Here is a 20,734-nt window from a genome sequence, read left to right as displayed (position 1 = left end):
GTCGAGCACGGCGGACGGACTCGACCGTCGCGCCGCAGCGGATTGCCGCCCGCGAAACCCGAAGCGCGGACGGCGCGTTACGTTGGACATCCGGACCGCCGGTGCCACGGCGGGGTCGAGAGCGGTCGCTGTCGTAGGCGCCGGCAGGCCACGAGCAGGAGTGAGGTCGGGGAGAAACGTGCCGAGCAACGCTGGAACCACCCGTCTGGTCATCGTCGAGTCACCGGCGAAGGCCAAGACGATCTCGGGCTACCTCGGCCCGGGGTACGTCGTGGAGGCCAGCTTCGGTCACGTCCGCGACCTGCCGCGTAACGCCGCCGACGTCCCGGCCAAGTACAAGGGCGAGTCCTGGGCCCGCCTCGGGGTGGACGTCGACAACGGCTTCCATGCCCTCTACGTCGTCTCCGCCGACCGCCGGCAGCAGATCAGCAAGCTGGTCAAGCTCGCCAAGGAGGTCGACGAGATCTTCCTGGCCACGGATGAGGACCGCGAGGGCGAGGCCATCGCCTGGCACCTGGTCGAGACGCTCAAGCCCAAGGTGCCGGTCAAGCGGATGGTCTTCCACGAGATCACCAAGCCGGCCATCCAGGCTGCCGTGGCCAACCCTCGCGAGATCGACCGCGACCTGGTCGACGCCCAGGAGGCCCGGCGCATCCTCGACCGTCTCTACGGCTACGAGGTCTCCCCGGTGCTGTGGAAGAAGGTCATGCCGAAGCTCTCGGCGGGCCGTGTGCAGTCCGTGGCGACCCGGATCGTGGTCGAGCGGGAGCGGCAGCGGATGGCGTTCCGCACCGCCGAGTACTGGGACATCCTGGCCACGCTCGCCGTGGCGGACGCCGGCGAGGGGCCGCGAAACTTCAACGCCACCCTGATCGCGTTGAACGGCGACCGGATCGCCACCGGTAAGGACTTCGAGCCGACCACCGGCCGCGTCCGTGCCGGCGCGGGGGTCGTGCACCTCGACGAGGGCGGCGCCCGTGGGCTGGCGGCCCGACTCGAAGGTCGGCCGTTCACTGTCACGCGGGTCGAGGAGAAGCCCTACCGGCGCCGCCCGTACGCGCCGTTCATCACCTCGACCCTCCAGCAGGAGGCGGCCCGCAAGCTGCGCCTGTCCTCGCAGCAGACGATGCGCACCGCGCAGCGGCTCTACGAGAACGGCTACATCACCTATATGCGTACCGACTCGGTCAACCTGTCGGAGACCGCCATCTCGGCGGCCCGCCGGCAGATCGTCGAGCTGTACGGCGAGCGCAGCGTCCCGCCGGAGCCCCGCCGCTACACCGGCAAGGTGAAGAACGCGCAGGAGGCGCACGAGGCGATCCGCCCGGCGGGAGACAACTTCCGCACGCCGGGCGAGGTGGCCAAGGAGCTGTCCGCCGAGGAGTTCAAGCTCTACGAGCTGATCTGGCGGCGCACGATCGCCTCGCAGATGACCGACGCGGTCGGCTCCAGCGTGTCGGTGCGCATCCGGGCGGTCTCCACCTCCCAGGAGGAGGCCGACTTCGGCGCGACCGGCAAGACCATCACCGACCCGGGCTTCCTGCGCGCGTACGTCGAGTCCAGCGACGACGAGAACGCCGAGGCCGAGGACGCCGAGCGCCGGCTGCCGACCCTGGTCAAGGACCAGCCGCTGACCGCGGACGAGCTGGCCGCGCAGGGCCACCACACCCAGCCGCCGTCGCGCTACACCGAGGCGTCGCTGGTCAAGGCCCTGGAGGAGCTGGGCATCGGCCGCCCGTCCACCTACGCGTCGATCATGCAGACGATCCAGGACCGGGGGTACGTCACCAAGCGCGGCCAGGCGATGATCCCCACGTTCCTGGCGTTCGCGGTGATCGGGCTGATGGAGCGGCACTACCCCCGCCTCATCGACTACGACTTCACCGCCAGCATGGAGAACGAGCTGGACGAGATCGCCGGTGGTGACCACGCCGCCGTCGACTTCCTCACCGCGTTCTACTTCGGCAGCTCCAACGGCGCCGGTGACCAGGACATCGCCCGTTCCGGTGGGCTCAAGAAGCTGGTCACCGAGGACCTGAGCGAGATCGACGCGCGCAGCGTCAACTCGATCCCGCTCTTCACCGACGAGGACGGCCGGGAGGTCGTCGTCCGGGTCGGCCGGTACGGGCCGTACCTCCAGCGGTCGGTTCCCGGCGAGACGCCGGCGGCTCCGGCTGAGGGCGAGGAGGCCGGCCCGCAGGGCGACAGGGCACCGATCCCCGAGGGCCTGGCCCCGGACGAGCTGACCCCGGAGAAGGTGCACGAGCTGTTCCTGGGCGGCAGCGGCGAGCGCAAGCTCGGCGACGACCCGGCGACCGGCGAGCCGATCGTGCTCAAGTCCGGCCGCTTCGGCCCGTACGTCTCCAGCGGCGAGCGCAAGTCCTCGCTGCTGCGCTCGCAGACGCCGGACTCGCTCTCCCTCGACGAGGCGCTGCGGCTGCTGAGCCTGCCCCGGTTGGTGGGCGTCGCGCCTGACGGCGTCGAGGTGTTCGCCAACAACGGTCGCTACGGCCCGTACGTGAAGCAGGGCGAGGAGTTCCGCTCGCTCGAGTCCGAAGAGCAGATGTTCACGGTCACCCTGGACGAGGCGCTGGCTCTGCTGGCCGCTCCGAAGACCCGTGGCCGGCGGGCCGCCGCGCCGCCCCTGCGCGAGATGGGCGTCGACCCGCTGACCGAGAAACCGCTGGTGATCAAGGACGGGCGTTTCGGCCCGTACGTCACCGACGGCGAGGTCAACGCGTCCCTGCGGCGTGGCCAGACTCCGGAGGCGCTGAGCATCGAGGAAGCATCCGAGATGCTGGCCGACAAGCGTGCCAAGGGTCCGGCGCCGCGCAAGAAGGCGGCGGCGAAGAAGGCGCCCGCCAAGAAGGTCACGGCCACCAAGAAGACGGCCGCCGCCAGCAAGTCCACCGTCGCGAAGAAGACCACCACCGCCAAGGCGACGGCGGCCAGGAAGGCGACCCCGGCGAAGAAGGCGGCCCCGAAGAAAGCCGCCGCCAGGCCCGCCCAGGAGTGACGATCGCCGCCCCTGTCCCATATGGATGAAATGTCCTATTTGGGACAGGGGGTTGGTGGAGGTCCCCTAACGTGAGGGCATGTTCGCCTCCACTGCCACACGTCGCCGCGTTCTCGTCGGCGCCTCGGCGGGGGCGTTGCTGCTCGCCGTGGCCGCGGTCGGCTTCTCGGCGATGGATGCCGGGAGTTCCCAGCCGGCCGGGGCCACCGCCTGGCACACTCCCCCGCAGACCGTCGCCCCCGGGCCGACCCGGGATCCCGCCGGCCGGCGGACCGTGCGACTCGTCGCCGCGGGTGACGTTCTGATCCATCCAGCGGTGACCGACCAGGCACGCCGGGACGCTGCCCGTGCCGGGGGTATGGACTTCGCCCCGATGTTCGCCGGGGTCGCCCCGGCGGTCCGCGGCGCCGACCTGGCGCTGTGCCACCTCGAGACGCCACTGGCCGATCCCGCCGGCCCGTTCGCCGGCTATCCGTCGTTCAACGTGCCTCCGCAGGTGCTCGACGGGTTGCGCACCACCGGGTTCGACGGCTGCTCGACCGCCTCCAACCACACTCTCGACCAGGGCACCGACGGGGTGGCCCGGACAATCCGCGCACTCGACGCCGCCGGGTTGGGGCACACCGGCAGCGCCCGCAGCGCCGCCGAAGCGGCCAGGCCCCGGATCTACCAGGTCGGCGACGTCCGCGTCGCCCACCTGTCGTACAGCCTGAACTTCAACGGGCTGAGCCGCCCTGCGGGCCAGCCGTGGCTGGCCAACCTGATCGATCCGCCCAAGATCCTTGCCGCCGCCCACAAGGCGCGCGCCGTCGGCGCCGACATCGTCGTGCTCAGCCTGCACTGGGGTACGGAGTATCAGCACCTGCCCGACGCCGACCAGCGGGCCTGGGCCCGGCAGTTGATCTCTTCGCCCGACGTGGACCTCATCCTGGGCCATCACGCCCACGCGGTGCAGCCGTTCCAGCGCTTCGGCGACAAGTGGGTGGTGTTCGGCATGGGCAACGAGCTGGCCCGGCACGAGGAGCCGATCGACGACAACCGCGAGGGCGTGATGGTCCGGTCGACCTTCACCGAGACCGCCTCGGGGCGCTGGGCGGTGACCCGGATGGAGGCACTGCCAACCTGGACCGACCTGGCACCGGCCCTCCGGCTGGTCGACCTGACCGCAGCGCTTGCCGACCCGGGCACCCCACCAGGTCTGCGGGACGACTATCGGGCGGCGTACCAGCGGGTGATCGGCTACGTCCGGGCCCTGGGTGCCGGCCCGGACCAGGTGGTGGCGTCGGGCGGCTGAGCGCCACCGCCGAGGACGCGGCCCCTCGGGCTCCAGCGCGCCGTCAGACCCCGAGGACGTGGGCCAGGTGCGGGCTGGTGAAGACGCGGTGGGGGTCCAGCCGGTCGCGGACGGCCTGGAAGTCGGCGAAGCGGGGGTACGCCTCGGCGAGTGACGCCGCGTCGCGGTAGTGCAGCTTGCCCCAGTGCGGGCGACCGCCCAGTGCCGCGGCGACCTTCTCGAAGGCCTGGAAGTACGGCTCGTACGGCATGCCGACGTACTGGTGCACGGCGACGTACGCGTTGTCCCGGCCGTAGCCGTGGGACAGCCAGATGTCGTCGGCGGCGGTGAACCGCACCTCGACCGGGACGAGGATCTTGAACGGCAGTCCGTCCACGATCCGCCGCAGTGCGGTCAGCGCCTCGGGCAGGGCCTCGCGGGGGAGGCCGTACTCCATCTCGACGAAGCGCACCCGGCGCGGGGTGCAGAACACCCGGTCGGAGCGTCCGGTGTACCGCCGTTCGGTGAGCGCGCGGGCGGATACGGCACTGATGCCGGGCGCGAGGGCCGGTACGGCGCGGCCGAGACGGCAGGCGCCGGCGAAGACCCTGTTGGCCAGGAAGTCGTCGTCCAGCCAGCCGCGCCAGCGGGGCAGCGGACGGTCGTTCGCGGGCGACCGGTCGTTGGCCTTGACCTGGACCCGGGAGGTGTAGGGGAACCAGTAGAACTCGACGTGGTCGTGCCGACCGACCAGCGCGGGAAGGCCGCCGAGCACATCGGTCAGGGCGGCGGGACGTTCGTGGGCGTGCAGGACGAAGGCGTCGACGCAGCGCAGGGTCACCTCGACAAGGACGCCGAGCGCGCCGAGCGAGACCCGGGCGGCGGCGAAGACGTCGGGGTTGTTGTCGGCGGAGCAGCGCAGCACCTCGCCGGTGCCGGTGACCAGGGTGAGAGCTTCGACGAAGGTGGAGAGGCAGCCGTAGCCGGGGCCGGTTCCGTGGGTGCCGGTGGAGATGGCCCCGGCGACGGTCTGCGCGTCGATGTCGCCCAGGTTGGGCAGCGCCAGACCGTGCCGGGCGAGCAGCCCGTTGAGCGTGTGCAGCGTCATTCCCGCCGGTACGGTGACCAGTCGGCGCGCGACATCGACGCTGACGCTGGTCTCCAGCTCGGACAACTCCATCCGCCGGTCGTCGGCGAGGGCGACGGCGGTGAACGAGTGGCCGCTGCCGGCGACGCGAATACGGCCTCCGCTGGCGGCGGCGTCCCGGACGGCTTTGGTGACGTCGTCCGGCGAGCCGGGGCGCAGGACGGCGGTGGCGCTGCCACTCTGGTTGCCTGCCCAGTTGGACCAGCGAGCGGTGGGCGGTGCGGTGCCGACCATCTGCTCTCCCCATTCATGAATATGAACTGACTTCATATCAGGAACGTTGTCGCTGGTAAATACCGCAATTGCAGTCCGCTCGTTGTACCGGTAGTCACGGACTCGTGACGTGGAGATATGTTCATCCGTCGAAGGGGGGTGGCACCGAGTGTCCACACCAGCCGCCACGACCGGGCCGCTGCGCCGCGTACCGGTGCAGGGTCGAAGTGTCGCGCGGGTACAGCGCATGTTGGACGCCTGCGCCGAACTCGTCGACGAGGTGGGGTACGAGGGGCTGACCACGACCCTGCTCGCGGAGCGCGCCGAAGTGGCGATCGGGTCGGTCTACCAGTTCTTCCCGGACAAGCGGGCGATCGTGCAGGCGTTGACCCTGCGCACGATGGAGTCCTACCTGCAGCGGCTCGACGAGCGATTCGCCTCCGACGAGATGACCCACTGGTGGGACGGCGTCGACGCGGGGATCGACGAGTACATCACGATGCACCGCACCGTTCCCGGCTTTCGTACCCTGCACTTCGGCGACGTGGTCGACCTGCACCTGCTCGACGAGCAGCGCGACAACAACGGCGTCATCGCCGACCAGTTGGCGCGGGTGCTCACCGAGCGGTTCGGCCTGACCGACGTGCCGAAGCTGCGCTTCGTCCTGGAGATCGCGGTGGAGGCCGCCGACGCGTTGATCAAGCTCGCGTTCCGGCGGAAGTCCGACGGCGACGAGCGGGTCCTGCTCGAGGCGAAGGCGCTGATCCGGGAGTACCTGCACCGGCAGGTCGACGGGTGCGACAGCGAGCGGTCCGCCGAGGCCGCCCAGCCCGCCTGACCAAGCGGCGGCCGGCTGGGCGGGCTGGCCCTCAGAGGAACGCGTGGCCCTCGCCCCGGTAGGTGGGCACGGTCGCCAGCACCGCGTCCCCCTCGACCAGGTGCAGCTCGTTGACCCGTTCGCACAGCTCGCCCGCCTTGGCGTGCCGGAACCACACCCGGTCGCCGACGCGCAGGGTGGCCGCCGCCGCGCCGGAGAGTGGGGTCTGCACCTCGCCGGCACCCTCGGTGCCGACGAGCTTCAGACCGGCCGGCAGCCACGGTCGGGGCAGCCGGCTGTCGGCAGCCTGGCCGGAGGCGATCCAACCGCCGCCGAGCACCGTCGCCAACTCCGGCGTCGGTCGGCGGACCACCGCGCAGGCGAAGAACGCCGCCGGGGTGGGCCGCCAGGCGCGGTACGCGTCGAACAGCGTCGGCCCGTACAGGCCCGATCCCGCGGTGACCTCGGTGACCGCGGGATCGGCGCTGGTCGCCGCGACGCTGCCGGTGCCGCCGCCGTTGACGAACTCCAGGTCGGCGTGTTCGCGTACCGCCGCCACCGCCGCACCACGACGGGCCAGCAACTCGCGGTAGGAGCCTCGCTGGGCCAGCCTGATCGCGCCGGCCAGCAGCGCCCGCCCCGGCGGCGCGTCGCCCAGGCCGGCGATCTGCGCCTCGTACGACATGAGCCCGACCAGCCGAAAGCCGGCGCGGCCGGCGACGGTGGCGGCGAGCGCGCCGGCCGCCCGGGCGCTGTGCACCGGTGAGCGGCGGACGCCGACGTGCACCCCGCGTAGCGGCCGCCAGGAGGCGTCCAGGTCCACGCAGAGTCGCAGCTCGGCGCGTTGCCCGGGGGCGCGGACGGCGTCGACGAAATCGAGCTGGCCGGTGCCGTCGATCATGAGGGTGATCGCGTCGGCGAGTGTCGGGTCGGCGGCCAGTTCGGCGAGCGCCGCCCGGTCGGCGCTCGGGTACGCCACCAGCACGTCGTCGCTGAGGCCGGCCCGGACCAGCCAGATCGCCTCGGGCAGGGTGAACGCCATGACACCGCGCCAACCCTCCCGGGTGAGTGCCCGGCCGATCAGGTCCCGGCTGCGCACCGACTTGCTGGCCAGCCGGATCGGCTTGCCGGCGGCGCGGTCGGCCAGGGCAGCCGCGTTGCTGTCGTAGGCGGTGAGATCCACCACGGCGTACGGGGGGTCGAGATGGGCGGTCGCCCGGTCCAGGCGCTCGCGCAGTTTGTCGCTTTCGATGGCCACGTGTGCACGCTAACTGTCCGACGAAGAATGCGAAATATCCTCGCATACGTCCTGGGCTGCGGTCGACGCCTTCGGCGGCCTAGGCTCAGCGAGCAGGAGAATGTCGCCGGTGGGGCGGCCCCCACCGGGTCTAGAGTGTTGCACCGGGGGTGCCCAGCGATGGGCCGGCACGTGGAGGTACGGCCATCGAAAGCCAGAACAGCGGCGAGTCGCCCGGCGTGTCGCGCGCGGGTGACCAGTCGGGCAACGCCGCCAACCAGTCCAGCTCCGGTCAGGTCGACCCGTCCGGCTACGCCGCGATCCGCTCGGTTCTGCGGATCAGGCCGTTCCGGCGGCTCTGGATCGTGCTCGGCGCGGCCTCCTTCGGTGACTGGCTCGGTCTGCTGGCCACCGCCCTGTTCGCCGCCTCCCAGGTGCAGGGCAGCACCGCCCAGGGCGCCGCGTTCGGCGGGGTGACCGCGATCCGGCTGCTGCCCGCGTTGGTGCTCGGCCCGGTGGCCGGCGTCTTCGCCGACCGGTTCGACCGACGCTGGACGATGGTCATCTGCGACCTGCTGCGCTTCGTCCTCTTCGCGTCCATTCCGCTCTACGCCCTCAGCGGCGCCGCGGGCGGCCTGGTGGTCGGCTGGGCGCTGATCGCCACCTTCCTGATCGAGTCGATCACCCTGCTCTGGATCCCTGCCAAGGAGGCCGCGGTCCCGAACCTGATCCCGCGGGCCCGGCTGGAGGCGGCCAACCAGCTCACCCTGATCACCACGTACGGCCTCACCCCGATCGCCGCCGCCGTCGGCCTGGCCGTGCTCGACCGTGGCGTCCGTGGCGCCGTCGGCGGCGACCTGCCCTCCTGGGCCGAGCCGGCCCAGCTCGCGCTCTGGATCAACTCCTTCTCCCGGCTCGCCACCGCGCTCGTTGTGGCGTTCGGGATCAAGGAGATCAGCGAGGCGCAGCGCGGTGAGGTCGAGCGTGCCGAGCAGAGCATGTTCCGGCAGTTCTCCGAGGGCTGGAAGTACATCGGCCAGACCCCGCTCGTCCGCGGCCTGGTGCTCGGCATCTTCGGCGCGTTCGCCGGTGGCGGCATCGTGGTCGGCACGGCCAAGTTCTTCGCCAACTCGCTGGGCGCTGGCGATGCCGCGTTCTCGCTGCTCTTCGGCGCCATGTTCCTCGGGCTGGCCCTCGGCATCGGTCTGGGCCCGATGATCGTCAAGGAGATGTCCCGGCGTCGGTGGTTCGGCATGAGCATCGTGCTCGCCAGCGCCGCCGTGATGACCCTCGCCTTCGCCATCCACCTGTCCATGGCGATCGTCGGCGCGGTGCTGGTCGGCGCCGGCGCCGGCATGGCCTTCCTGGCCGGCACCACGCTGCTCGGCGGCGAGGTGGCCGACGAGGTGCGTGGCCGGGTGTTCGCGGTGGTGCAGATCGGCACCCGGCTGGTGCTCATCCTGGCCATCGGGCTGAGCAGCGTGCTGGTCGGCGTCGGCGGCTCCCGCAAACTGACGATCGCCGACCTCGGTATCTCCGTCTCCTCCACCCGCCTGCTGCTGCTCGCCGCCGGTGCCGCCGGCATCTTCGCCGGGATCAGCGCGTTCGGCCAGATGGACGACAAGAAGGGCGTACCTGTCCTCGCCGACCTGTGGGGCTCGATCCGGGGTCGTCCGCTGATGCCCTCCGAGCCGTTCGTCTCCGCCGGGCTCTTCGTGGTGTTCGAGGGCGGCGAAGGCGCCGGCAAGTCCACCCAGCTCACCGCGCTCGCCGAGCGGCTGCGTACCGAGGGGCGCGACGTCCTGGTCACCCGCGAACCGGGGGCCACGGCCGTCGGCCAGCGGATCCGGTCGCTGGTGCTGGACACCTCCGGCGACGAGGCGCCCTCCCCGCGCGCCGAGGCGCTGCTCTACGCCGCCGACCGGGCGCACCACGTGGCGGCCGTCGTCCGGCCCGCGCTGATCCGTGGCGACGTGGTGATCAGTGACCGGTACGTCGACTCGTCGCTCGCGTACCAGGGCGCCGGGCGCACGCTCCCGGTCGACGAGGTCTCCTGGCTCTCCTCCTGGGCCACCGGCGGGCTCAAGCCGGATCTGGTGGTGCTGCTCGACGTCGAGCCGCGGACCGGCCTGTCCCGGGTGGCCTCGCGCAACGCGGGCACCGACCGGCTCGAGGCGGAGTCGATCGCCTTCCACGAGCGCGTCCGCTACGCGTTCCTGGACCTCGCCGCCGCCGATCCGAAGCGTTACCTGGTGCTCGACGCGTCCCAGCCGGTCGACGAGATCACTCAGCTCGTGGTCCGGCGGGTGCGGGAGATGCTCGGCAAGCCGGGCGGTATCGTGCACCCCCGGCCCGCGCAGGGCCCGGACACCTCGGTGCAACCGGAGTTATCGGACGCGGAGCTGGTGACGATGGAGCACAAGACCTGATGCCCGACGTCTTCGCCGACCTGGTCGGCCAGGACGAGGCGGTCGCCGAACTGCGCCGGGCCGCCGGCGCGGCGGCAGCCGTGCTGGCCGCCGGTGCCGCCGACCGGGCACCCGCGCTGGTCGCCGTCGGCCTTCCCGGCGAGGCTGCTTCCAAGGCCGGTGACGCCGGGCCCGGCGTGCTGGACCCGTCCACCGGGATGACGCACGCCTGGATCTTCACGGGGCCTCCGGGCTCCGGCCGTTCGGTCGCCGCCCGCGCTTTCGCCGCAGCTCTGCAATGCACGTACGGCACCGGCTGCGGCGAGTGCCCCGGCTGCCACACCACGATGGGCGGGACCAACGCCGACGTCCGGCTGGTGGTGCCGGAGGGGCTCTCCATCGGCGTCGGCGAGATGCGCGCGCTGGTGCTGCGGGCGGCCAGCACCCCGTCCGGCGGGCGCTGGCAGGTGGTGGTCATCGAGGACGCCGACCGGCTCACCGAGGCGGCCGGCAACGCGCTGCTCAAGGCCATCGAGGAGCCGCCACCACGGACAGTCTTCCTGCTCTGCGCCCCGTCCACCCACCCGGACGACATCTCGGTGACCATCCGGTCGCGCTGTCGGGTCGTACCCCTGCGGCAGCCGCCGGCTACCGCGGTGGCCGAGGTGCTGGTCCGTCGGGACGGCATCGCGCCCGACGTGGCGCAGTGGGCGGCGTCGGCCGCGCAGGGCCACGTGGGGCGGGCCCGCCGGCTCGCCCGCGACCCGGAGGCCCGCAAGCGGCGTGAGGCGGTGCTGGCCGTACCGCGCCGGCTGACCGGCGTGGGCGCGGCGTTCGACGCGGCGTCCGCGCTGATCGAGGCCGCCGAGGCGGAGGCCGAGGCGTCGGTCGCCGAGGCCGACACGGCCGAACGGGCCGCGCTGGAGACGGCGCTCGGCGCGGGCGGCACCGGGCGGGGCGCGGCCGGCGCGATCCGGGGTGCCGCCGGGCAGCTCAAGGAACTGGAGAGGCGGCAGAAGTCGCGGGCCACCCGCGCCCAACGCGACGCGCTGGACCGGGCGCTCGTCGACCTGGCCGGCTTCTACCGCGACGCGCTCACCATGGCGCTGCGCGCCCCGGTCGACGCGGTGCACACCGACACCGCCGCGCTCGCTGCCGCCGGAGCCCAGAAGTGGGACGCCGAGGGGTCGCTGCGCCGGTTGGAGGCCGTGCTCGCCTGCCGGGCGGCGATCGAGGCGAACGTCAAGCCCCGCATCGCGGTCGAGGCGATGATGCTGGCCCTCTGGAAGGACTGAGCCGCAGCTCCCGCCCGGTTGTCCACAGCCATCGACACGCGCGATTGGTGTGCGGTACGGTCCGGTGTGCCGTGGTGACGGCGACAGCACGCTCAGTGATGGCCCATCCGGGAGGAGTCGCCGATGCCGCGGGGGGAGATTGACGAGGCCTGGATCGAGGAGGCGGTGCGGCGCTACCGCCGTATCGAGTCGTTGCAGGCCGAGTTCGACCAGGCCGTGTCGACGGTCGAGGTCACCGTACGATCACCGGACGGGTTGGTCGAGGTGGTGGTCACCGCCGGCGGGCGGATCACCGACGTCCGGTTCCTGGGGCCACTGCACGCCCGCAGCCCGCGCGACGTGGCCGGCTCGGTGCAGGCCGCTGTCACCGCGGCGGCGGACGCCGCCGAGTGGGCCCGGGAGAAGCTGCACAACGAGACGTTCGCCGCCTACCGACCGCTCGCGGGGGCCTGAGATGGACACACTGCGCGCCCTCTCCGCCCGCCTGGACGAGGCGAGCGCCACGCTCACCACCCTGTCCCACACCGTCACCGCCAGCGATCCGGCCCAGACCGCGTTCGGCGCGGACGCCCCGGGTCGCCCCGGCGAGATCGGTCGCGCGCTGTACCGCCAGTGGGCCGCCGCCACCGACGACCGGGCCCGCGAGGCGCGAGCCGCCGCCGGCCGGCTCGCCGCCGCCGCGTCGGCGGTCCGCGAGGCCGCCGACCGCTACGCCGAGGTCGACCGCGCCGCACGACGCCGGATCACCGGAGAGCCGTGATGGATCCACTGGACCGGCTCGCCGAACCCGGCCTCGATCTGCTTCGCCGGGTGGACGCGTTGCTCGCGGCCGGCGTCCCCGAAGGCCACCGGCTCTGGCCGCTGCTACGCCGGATGCAGGTGCTGCCGGGCGACGCCGTCCGGGGCTTCCTCGACCTGCACCCCGCGCCGCTCGCCAGCGCCGGGCACGCCGTGCGCCGGCTGGTCCGGGGGTACGACGACGTCGGCGCCGCGCTCACCGACCCCGTGCTCTGGTCGGGGCCGGCCGCCTCGGCGTACGGGCAGGAGCGTGCCGCGCTGCTGCGCCACCTGGACGAAGGCCCGGAGAGCCTGGTCGGCCGGATGGAATCCACCGCCGGATACGCCGACGCGCTCGCCGACTGGGTGGAGGGCAGCCGCCTCGCCCTCGCCCGGACGGTGGCCGACGTGCTGCGCTCGGCCGAGGCGGTGGCTGTGGTCGCCGCCACCGCGGCGGGTCCACCGACCCGCCTGACGCCGGTCGGGCCGGGCGTCGCCGACGCGGCCGAGATCGCCGCGCGGGTGCTGGCGGTGCTCTGCGTCGCGTACGACGGTGCCGAGACCCTGCTGCGCCAGTGGACGCCGAGCCTGGCCGAGTCCACCTGGCGGCCGACGCCCCAGGGCCGCCCCCGCTACGACCAGCCCACCCGGGTCGGCTGGTAGCCAGATCCGGCCACGACGTCGTCGCGCTCCGGCCCTGGTGTGTGGCTCGGTCCGGCCATGGGGCTCGCTCGCGGACAGGCCACGGCGTCGCTCGTGGGCGCCTGAGCAGAGTCGGCGCCCACGGCGACGCCGTGGTCTTCCCCCTGCACCCCCCGCAGGTCTGCCTCCACTCAACGCCGCTCGCGAGTGTTTGTCCCCTCCTGGGGCGCGGATTCAACCGTCTGGGCGAGGGTCATCGGCACGACGGGTGGCCCGGCAATCGGTCGATTCGACGGTGATGAATGGTGGTCGAGGCATCGGCCGCTGCGTCCTTGGCGGTGATCCGTCGTAGGGTGGGGGGATGGGCATGCTCTGCGCGGTCAGCTTCAACCGGTACGGGCGCCTCTACTACCTCGACCCGGGCGAGTTGCGTCCGCAGGTGGGTGACCGGGTGCTCGTGCCGACCGACGACGGGCCCGAGGTGGCCGAGTGCGTCTGGGCCGCTCAGTGGGTGAGCGAGGAGACCGACGGCTTCCCCCGGCTCGTGGGCGTGGCCGGCGACGACGACCTACGCCGCGACGAGGCGCTGCGTCGCCGCAAGGCCGAGGCGAAGGTGGCGGCGAAACGGCTGATCCGCGCGCACGGCCTCCCGATGAAGGTGGTGGCCGTCGACCACGTGCTCGGCTCCGCCGACGGCGGTGGCGAGCGCAGCACCGTCTACTTCACCGCCCCGCACCGGGTGGACTTCCGTTCGCTGGTCCGCGACCTGGGCGCCACCCTGCACTGTCGGGTCGAGCTGCGCCAGCTCTCGGCGCGTGACTCGGCCCGTGTCCAGGGCGGCATCGGGTCGTGCGGCCGGGACCTGTGCTGCGCGACGTTCCTCACCGACTTCGAGCCGGTGACGATCCGGATGGCCAAGGATCAGGACCTGCCGCTGAACCCGCTGCGTATTTCGGGGGCATGCGGTCGGTTGATGTGCTGCCTCAAGTACGAGCACCCGTTGTACCAGCGCTTCCAGGAGACCGCGCCCGCCGTCGGCAGTCGGGTGACGACGCCCGAGGGTAGTGGTCGAGTGGTCGGCCACAGCGTCCCCCGTGATGCGGTGACCGTCCGCCTCGACGCCGACGGCTCCCGCTGCTCCTGCTCCCGAGCCTCCGTCTGCGCCCCCCGCCAAGCCCACGACCAGCACTACACCCCCTAACACCCCACCCCCACCCCCACCCCCACCCCCCACCCCCCCGTCCCCCACCCACCCCCACCCGGTTGATCATGAAGTTATTGCCACCGCTGTCGGCGTGTCGGGGCAATAACTTCATGATCAACTAGGCGGGACGGTGGAGTGGGTCAGGTGAGGACTACCGGGGGTTCCGTTAGGTGCGGGGTCAGGGGGGATTTGGGGAGCAGCCAGCTTGCCGTCGGGGACTGGTCGGGATTGACCTGCCAGTCGCGGGAGACCCGATCGACGCCGATCGCGTAGACGGTCAGCGTGCCGTCCGGGTCGATGCGTAGCCGCAGGAACGACTTGGAGTCCTCGATGCCCTGGCCGGCGAACAGTTCGTTGACGTTCACCCCGAACGCACTTGCCACCAGCAGGTACGCCGCCACCAGTTGGCTCGCCACCAGTCCGATGACCGGGCCGTACAGCACCACTGCGGCGACCGCCGGCAGCGGCCACGGCCAGTCGTAGAACGGCAGGGCCAACCAGACCCAGGCGCCGCCGGCGGCGAGGGCGACATGGGCCACACCGTGGCCGACGCCGAGAAGCCAGTGCCGCGCGTGCCGCTTGCCGCTGGCGCTGGGCGGCTTGGCGAACAGGACCGCTGCGATCACCGTCACGAGCACCATCATCACCAGCGGGACGCTGAACAGTCGCTGGTCGCTGCTGTCGGCCCAGTTCGCCGTCGCGCCCGCCATCGCGAGCATCAGCAGGGTGTGCAGGGTGCCGAGCAGCGTGGTGAAGCCGGGATTGCGGAACGGCAGTCGAGGAAAGATGCCCCAGCCGTAGCGGCGCGAGCGGGCCACGTCCGGATAGCGGGCCACCAGGTCGTACGCCTGGGTGCGGCTGGCCCGCCGGGCCAGTGTGTCGCGCGGAGGCACCTCGATGCGCTCGGGCAGCTTGTGCGTCGGGTACAGGTAGGCCCCGCCGCCACCGCAGGTGATCAGTTGCCGCTCGGGTCCGTTGTAGCGGGCGTAGTGGTGCAGGTCGCCGGAGAGCAGCAGCCGTACCTGTGCACCCGTCGGGTCGATGATCGTGCGGACGAAGTAGTCGATCGAGTCGTACGCCGTCGGACTGTCGGCGGCCTTCACCCACGTCGGCGACGGCGTCGCGATGATCACCTTCGACTCCGGGGTGAGCCGCCGGGCCACCTCGTCGAAGTAGGCCAACTGCGGGTCGTCCAGATACGAGCCGGACTGGTCGTCGACGCCGAGCAGCCACCATCCGGCCGGCAACTCGACGGCGAAGTACGACCGCGACTGCCCGGTACGCCAGCCGGCGAAGTTACGGTCCCGGGAACGGACGAACAGCCGCAGGAAGGCGGTCAGGCCGTCGTACCAGTCATGGTTGCCCGGCACCGCGAACAGCGTGGGACGGTCGGGTGGCGTCGCCGGCAGCGCGGCCTGGTAGGGGCCCTTGCAGCGGTTCTCGTACTCCGCGTAGGCCGCCGACGGGTACACCTGGTCGCCGCCCATCACCAGTGTCTGCGCGCGGGGCAGCCGGTGCCCGTCCACGGTCAACTCCGGCTGCGCCAGCAGGTACGCGACGGAGTAGGTGGCGTGGAAGCCGTCCCCGAGGTCGGCCACGTAGTCGAGCCAGAGCCCACCGTCCGGTCCGGCCTGGCGGAAGATGCCGTCGCCGAAGGCGTTCTGCAACTCGCGCTTGTCGAGGTACGCGCCGAACAGGATCGCCAGCAGCGTCCGGATGCCGGTGCTGATCAGCAGGAACGGCGCCAGCCACGGCACCGGCTTGCGCGGGGTGAAGCCCAGTTCGAGCGGATCGGTCGAGAGCGGGCGGCGAGGAGCCGGTTCCCCGTCGGGTTGTTCCTCCGCCGGTCCTGGGTGATCGTCGCGTTCGTCAGTCACCCGCCGCAGCGTAGTACCGGTCTGGATGCAGCGCTGTCCGGTAATTAGCCGGATGGGGGCGGTTGTCCGTTTGGTGCTGACCGGAGTGCCGCAGGGGTATCCCGCTCCGCCCGGGTCCTTCGGGTGCCGTATACTTGCTGATCGTTGCCGCCTTAGCTCAGTCGGCTAGAGCGACGCACTCGTAATGCGTAGGTCGACGGTTCGATTCCGTCAGGCGGCTCGGTACGGAAGCCCAGGTCATCGACCTGGGCTTCCGCCGTTTCTCGAGGTCGACAATCGCGCAGGCGGCCCCGCCCGGACTGCTGCCGAGGCGTCGATCGGGATGCCACTGACCCGCGACCCGGCAGAGGGCGACGGAGGTTGCAGGTGAGGTTCTCGCGCGCATGGGAAGCGACAGGGCGGGGGCCGGACGGGCTCGCCCACCACGTTACCCCCGCCCATGTACGGCCTTCGCCGTCCCACCTGAAATCCAATGAGGATGATGTGGCGTGGATCTCGTAGCATTGATGTCGGACGTTCGGTCGAGGAGCGGGGAGTGGTGGCATGAAGTTCGACATGGGAGCTCAGACGCTCGGCAGTCTGACCAAGCAGACGCAGGGATCATCCGATGATCTCGGTTCTCTGATCAAGCAGCTGATCGCCGCGGCCGAGCCGTTGCAGGGCAACTTCAACGGGGCCGGACGGGTGGCATTCGATTCGTTCAAGGCCAACGCCGATTCGGTCACCGCCGAACTCAACTCGGCTCTCGGCGCGATTCTGGGCGGCCAGAGTGGAATGGACTCCTCGTTCGGCCAGGGTGACACCGAAATGTCGGACAACGCCAGGTCGTCCGAGGGCACCGCGAACTTCGACGCCGCCAGGTTCTCCAGCAGCCGCTGACACGGGGAGTGACAGTCATGACAGACCGACGTAGTTTCGACACCGGCACCTCGCAGCAGGTCCAGGGTGACCTCGCCGGCATCATCGGGCGGCTCGAGTCGTTGATCTCGCAGCGCAGCTCCGACGTCGCCGCCGCGATGGCCGACTTCCAGGCCGATGGGGTGTCCGAGGAGTACCGGACCGTCGAGGACCGGTGGAACCGGGCAGCGGGCGAGGTTCGCACGATCATCGACCTGGTCAAGACCACCATGACCAAGAACGACGAGACGGCGAACACCACGCTGTCCCGGGCCCGCTCTGCGGTGCAGTCGATCGGTTGAGTCGTTATCCGACGAGTTGTTGACGAGGGAGCACGAGCGTGAGCGCGTGGGATATCTCCCCCGGTGGAGTGCGCGACGTCCTGACTCGTACACATGCCGCGGCCATGCCCTTCGAGGGGCAGATGACGAGCTTGAACTCGGCGTTGGAGGGATCCGCCACCGAGTCCAGTTCGGAGATCGTGGGCCAGGCGCTTCAGGGCTTCGTCGAGTCGATTCGGACGGATCTCGAGTTCGTGTTCACTCGCACGGGGGCGTGCATGCAGGCAGCGGCGCAGGCGACGAACGCCTACGTCGAAGGTGATCTGGAGATGGCCGCGAACGCGCAGCGCAGCGCCGCGGCGGCACCCGACCCGTCGGCCACCATGCCGGGGCCGGGCGGTGGGGCGGTGCCCCGATGATCAACCCGGGGGAGATTCCGCAGATCCCCGGCAACATGGACACGCTGGCTACCCATGCCCAGACGGTCCGGACGGCCGGCGTGGACTTCGCCAACACCGGCCAGGCGGTCGACAGCACCTGGCAGGGGCTGGCGGCGGTGTACAAGGCGCCGGAGGCAGCGCAGCTCTTCGCCGCCACCGGCCCGGTGCGTACGGTGTCGGCCTCCGTCGGCGAGGACATCCAGGCCGTCGGGGCCGCTCTGGCCACGTACGCCACTGAGGTCAAGGAGATCAAGGCTCAACTCGCCGCGCTGAAGGGTCAGGCGGAGGAGTTCGTCGGCTCGATCAAGGACGACGAGGACTGGCGCGAGGACCAGGGCAAGGTCGACAAACACAACGGCCTGATCACCGCCGTGAATACACAGGTGGCCGCGTTCTTCGAGGCGCAGCGCAAGTGCGCCAACACCATCAACGCGCTGTACGGCGGCCGTCAGTATCGGGCCGACAACGCCGACGGTCAGGCCGAGGACGGCGAGTACGGCTTCACCGCCGACACGCTGAACGCCGCCGCCGGTGAGGACGGCGCTCTGCCGTGGGGCAGCAACGAGGAGCACGACCGCGGCTTCTTGGGCGACGTGGGGGCGTACTTCGTCGGCGTGGGCATCAGTTTCGTCACCATGCTTCAAGACCTGGGCGGGCTGATCGGCCGCGATCCCACCACCGGCGACTGGAGCTGGGGCACCGCCGGTCAGTCGTGGCTGGGGCTCGGCAAGTTCGTGTGGGCGGTCTCCATCTACGTCAACCCGGTGACGATCGTGATCGACCAGACGGTCGGCATGCCGTTCATGGAGCAGCGTGAGGCGGGCAACCTCCTGCTCAACGCGGGCAAGACCATCATCGCGTACGACACGTGGGGCGAGGACAAGTCGAAGGCGGCCGGCATGGCCACCTTCAATATCGTCTCGGCGATCGTCGGTACCAAGGGTGCCGCCTCCGGGCTGCGCGGCGCGGGCGCGGCGGTCAACACCATTCGGGGCAGCGCCACCGCCGCACGGATCAGCGCCGCACTGGTGCGCACCGGAAACTGGCTCGACAAGCTGCCCACCGTCGGCGAGGTGGCCATCAACTTCGCCAGGAAGTTCGACATCAAGATCCCGCAGCTCGGGCTGGTCCCGGCGATCGCCGGCGACGTGCCGATCGGGCGTGGCTTCGACGTCGAGATGCCCACCGTCCGCGGTGGCGACGCGATGCACATGGACGGCGGCAACGGCCCGGGCGGCCACCTGCCTGGCGGGAACACGCCAGGCGGTCACGTCCCAGGTGACCTGACGCCCGGTGGGCACATCCCGGACGGCAACGCCCCCGGTGGGCACATCCCGGACGGCAACACCCCGGGCGGCAACCTGCCAGAGGGCAATGGGCCTGGTGGCAACCTGCCGGACGGCAATGGGCCTGGTGGCAACCTGCCGGACGGCAACGCCCCCGACGGGAACCCGCCGGGCGGAGGAAACCCCGATCGCGGGCGGGATCTCACACCGGATGAGCAGCAGCGGTTCCTCGACCAGGCTGGCCGGCTCGACCCTGCAGCGCGGGCTCAAGTACAGGATTTGCTCTCCCGTACCGACCTGCCGGACGGCGTGGCCAACCAGGCGGCGCGGGACTTCATGGACCTCCAGGAATCCGGGCGGCTGGCGGGGGGCGTCGACCGGCAGGGAGACATTTTCCGTGACGTGCTCAACAACCTCAGCGGGGACCGGTCTGCCTTCGAGGGGGCGGCGACGGAGCTGCGTGCCGCGAACGAGGTGCTGCAAAGCGGCGATCTAGCGCCCGGCAGCAAAATCGGTCTGAACGTCGTCGCCGGTGAACGGGTCAACCTGGGCAACGGCACGGTCGTCGACACCGGGCGCATCCCCGAAGGCGATCTCGTCTACCAGACCGCTGACGGCAACGTTCACGTGACGGAGGTCAAGGCCACCGCACAGACCGTGGCCAACAAGTTCCGATCCGATCCCGCTCAGTTGGATCGCATGCTCGACTGGCGTAACGGCGCCCCGGGACGTGAGGTGAGCGTCCGGGTCGGCACCGATGAGGGCTGGACGGGACTTTTCAGCCGCGCTGGCAGCGATCCTCCGCAAATGGCGATTGAACGGCTCGCCGATCAGAACGTACCGATTACCATCGGCGGACGTACCTTGACCCCGCAGCAGTTGACCGTGCTGCAGGAGGCGGTGGAGCGGGCCGCAGCCGACCCGGCGCATCCGATGCGCAAGCCGGGCGCCTGGTTCGGCGAGCACCTGCCGAATCTCGACGCGGCACGTGACTTCCTCAGGCCCTACGGAGTTGATTTTCTGTGACCGATCCCTGGGTTGCCCCCGAAATGCTGGCGGCCGTGCCACTCCCGTGGCGGCTGGCGGATCCCGTCGAGCGTGGAAGGGCGACGCGTGAGTTGCCGCCCGGCCCACCGCAGCGGGCCGAAGCCCTACGGGCGTTGGAGACGTGCCTCGCCTATCTGGTGGACGTCCGGGACCGTTACGGCGACGAGACCGATTGGGGACTTCCCAAGGAGTTTTTCGACGACTACTGGTTCATTCTCTACACGCGACTGAAGCAGTCGATGCCGACTCTCGCCGACGTTACGCCCGAGAAGGTTCGCGCCTGGGCCGACGCGTACCTGGACCCGGAGGACGTCTTCGGCGTGACGTGGACGACGCCACCGGACGAGGTGATCGACAGCATTGGTCGATCATGGGCCTTCTTCATCCTGCAGGGAGCGACAGAGAGCCTGGTCCGCTGGTTCCGCGGTGTGGGGCCCGACCAACTGGACGATTCGGAACGAGCCCGGGTGGTCAACCTCCTCAAGGAGGCCACACCTCGTCTGCAGTGGCGTCTGACGATCGTCACCATTCCAGCGATTCTCGATCTTGACGGCTCGGAGGAGAAGGGCTACTTCGATCGTCTGGCGAACGATCCGGGCCTCCATGAAAAGACCCGCGCCGAGGCGGAGAGTGTGAGCGCGTTCATCGGCCGCCGTGAACCGAGCTAGTGGGGGAAGATCTGGAGGTTTTCGGCGCAGCCAGTCGCCGGTCCGCCTGAGAAGTGCAGCTGGGACGCCAAGCCTGCCGCCTCGGCGGTGATCGATCGACGACCGTCTCGGCCACAGGTTGGAGAGGGCCATGAGTATCTCGAGCTACCTGGTCTGCCCGTCTCGCAAGTTGATCATGGGGCTTGGTAAGCGGCTCAGCGACGACCCGG

General features: G+C 71.0%; 17 protein-coding genes and 1 tRNA gene. 15 read left to right on the top strand and 3 right to left on the bottom strand.

The genetic code is table 11. The features are described 5' to 3' along the window. Positions 1-178: 178 nt before the first annotated feature. Positions 179-3,016: a type I DNA topoisomerase gene (topA, locus tag ACGFH9_RS17900; protein ID WP_393220292.1), complete on the top strand. Its 2,838-nt coding sequence runs from the start codon at positions 179-181 to the stop codon at positions 3,014-3,016. Between the two features lie 79 nt (positions 3,017-3,095). Next, the gene (locus ACGFH9_RS17895; RefSeq protein ID WP_393220289.1) at positions 3,096-4,310 is read left to right on the top strand and encodes a CapA family protein; all 1,215 of its coding nucleotides are present in this window, start codon (positions 3,096-3,098) and stop codon (positions 4,308-4,310) included. Between the two features lie 43 nt (positions 4,311-4,353). Here ACGFH9_RS17895 and ACGFH9_RS17890 read toward each other — a convergent pair whose 3' ends face one another. Next, positions 4,354-5,670 carry a D-arabinono-1,4-lactone oxidase gene (locus ACGFH9_RS17890; protein WP_393220286.1) on the bottom strand — a complete coding sequence of 439 codons (1,317 nt, stop codon included), beginning with the start codon at positions 5,668-5,670 and terminating at the stop codon, positions 4,354-4,356. Between the two features lie 226 nt (positions 5,671-5,896). Between ACGFH9_RS17890 and ACGFH9_RS17885 the strand changes: the two genes are divergently transcribed. Further along, positions 5,897-6,487 carry a TetR family transcriptional regulator gene (locus ACGFH9_RS17885; protein ID WP_393220472.1) on the top strand — a complete coding sequence of 197 codons (591 nt, stop codon included), beginning with the start codon at positions 5,897-5,899 and terminating at the stop codon, positions 6,485-6,487. A 31-nt stretch (positions 6,488-6,518) separates the two neighbouring features. Here ACGFH9_RS17885 and ACGFH9_RS17880 read toward each other — a convergent pair whose 3' ends face one another. Beyond that, complete coding sequence (locus tag ACGFH9_RS17880) at positions 6,519-7,724, bottom strand: amino acid deaminase/aldolase (RefSeq protein WP_393220284.1); 1,206 nt, start codon at positions 7,722-7,724, stop codon at positions 6,519-6,521. Positions 7,725-8,068: 344 nt separating this feature from the next. On the opposite strand from ACGFH9_RS17880, the gene tmk reads away from it, so the two are divergent. From tmk to ACGFH9_RS17850, 6 genes are all read left to right on the top strand, one after another. Beyond that, positions 8,069-10,132, top strand: coding sequence for a dTMP kinase (gene tmk, locus ACGFH9_RS17875; RefSeq protein WP_393220470.1), 2,064 nt, complete (start codon positions 8,069-8,071; stop codon positions 10,130-10,132). After that, complete coding sequence (locus ACGFH9_RS17870; protein WP_393220282.1) at positions 10,132-11,406, top strand: DNA polymerase III subunit delta'; 1,275 nt, start codon at positions 10,132-10,134, stop codon at positions 11,404-11,406. Before tmk ends, ACGFH9_RS17870 begins: the two co-directional genes overlap by 1 nt. A gap of 123 nt (positions 11,407-11,529) precedes the next feature. Then, on the top strand, positions 11,530-11,859 hold the full coding sequence (locus tag ACGFH9_RS17865; RefSeq protein WP_203122400.1) for a YbaB/EbfC family nucleoid-associated protein: 330 nt from the start codon (positions 11,530-11,532) through the stop codon (positions 11,857-11,859). 1 nt (position 11,860) lies between these two features. Further along, entirely contained in the window at positions 11,861-12,166 is a 306-nt protein-coding gene (locus ACGFH9_RS17860) for a hypothetical protein (RefSeq protein WP_355235477.1), read from the top strand. Beyond that, positions 12,166-12,846 (top strand): hypothetical protein, encoded by a 681-nt coding sequence (locus tag ACGFH9_RS17855; RefSeq protein WP_393220279.1) that lies wholly within the window; start codon positions 12,166-12,168, stop codon positions 12,844-12,846. The genes ACGFH9_RS17860 and ACGFH9_RS17855 overlap by 1 nt, the downstream gene beginning before the upstream one ends. Before the next feature lie 340 nt (positions 12,847-13,186). Then, positions 13,187-14,026: a stage 0 sporulation family protein gene (locus tag ACGFH9_RS17850; protein WP_393220277.1), complete on the top strand. Its 840-nt coding sequence runs from the start codon at positions 13,187-13,189 to the stop codon at positions 14,024-14,026. A 143-nt stretch (positions 14,027-14,169) separates the two neighbouring features. Here the strand turns inward: ACGFH9_RS17850 and ACGFH9_RS17845 are convergent, their stop codons facing one another. After that, the gene (locus tag ACGFH9_RS17845; protein WP_393220275.1) at positions 14,170-15,906 is read right to left on the bottom strand and encodes a metallophosphoesterase family protein; all 1,737 of its coding nucleotides are present in this window, start codon (positions 15,904-15,906) and stop codon (positions 14,170-14,172) included. A gap of 146 nt (positions 15,907-16,052) precedes the next feature. Between ACGFH9_RS17845 and ACGFH9_RS17840 the strand changes: the two genes are divergently transcribed. The 6 genes from ACGFH9_RS17840 to ACGFH9_RS17815 all read left to right on the top strand — a co-directional run bounded on the left by ACGFH9_RS17840 (position 16,053) and on the right by ACGFH9_RS17815 (position 20,525). Next, positions 16,053-16,126: transfer RNA gene (locus ACGFH9_RS17840), tRNA-Thr, on the top strand. A 323-nt stretch (positions 16,127-16,449) separates the two neighbouring features. After that, the gene (locus tag ACGFH9_RS17835; RefSeq protein WP_393220272.1) at positions 16,450-16,785 is read left to right on the top strand and encodes a hypothetical protein; all 336 of its coding nucleotides are present in this window, start codon (positions 16,450-16,452) and stop codon (positions 16,783-16,785) included. 17 nt (positions 16,786-16,802) lie between these two features. Next, positions 16,803-17,105: a pore-forming ESAT-6 family protein gene (locus ACGFH9_RS17830; protein ID WP_355049252.1), complete on the top strand. Its 303-nt coding sequence runs from the start codon at positions 16,803-16,805 to the stop codon at positions 17,103-17,105. A gap of 38 nt (positions 17,106-17,143) precedes the next feature. After that, positions 17,144-17,503 carry a DUF6507 family protein gene (locus ACGFH9_RS17825; protein WP_355049251.1) on the top strand — a complete coding sequence of 120 codons (360 nt, stop codon included), beginning with the start codon at positions 17,144-17,146 and terminating at the stop codon, positions 17,501-17,503. Then, the gene (locus ACGFH9_RS17820) at positions 17,500-19,836 is read left to right on the top strand and encodes a hypothetical protein (protein ID WP_393220269.1); all 2,337 of its coding nucleotides are present in this window, start codon (positions 17,500-17,502) and stop codon (positions 19,834-19,836) included. The genes ACGFH9_RS17825 and ACGFH9_RS17820 overlap by 4 nt, the downstream gene beginning before the upstream one ends. After that, complete coding sequence (locus tag ACGFH9_RS17815; RefSeq protein WP_393220267.1) at positions 19,833-20,525, top strand: hypothetical protein; 693 nt, start codon at positions 19,833-19,835, stop codon at positions 20,523-20,525. The genes ACGFH9_RS17820 and ACGFH9_RS17815 overlap by 4 nt, the downstream gene beginning before the upstream one ends. Positions 20,526-20,734: the final 209 nt, after the last annotated feature.

Origin of the sequence: Micromonospora sp. NPDC049102 (genome assembly GCF_043197485.1) — a bacterium.
Lineage (GTDB): Bacteria > Actinomycetota > Actinomycetes > Mycobacteriales > Micromonosporaceae > Micromonospora.
This window is presented reverse-complemented; position numbering and strand designations above follow the sequence as displayed.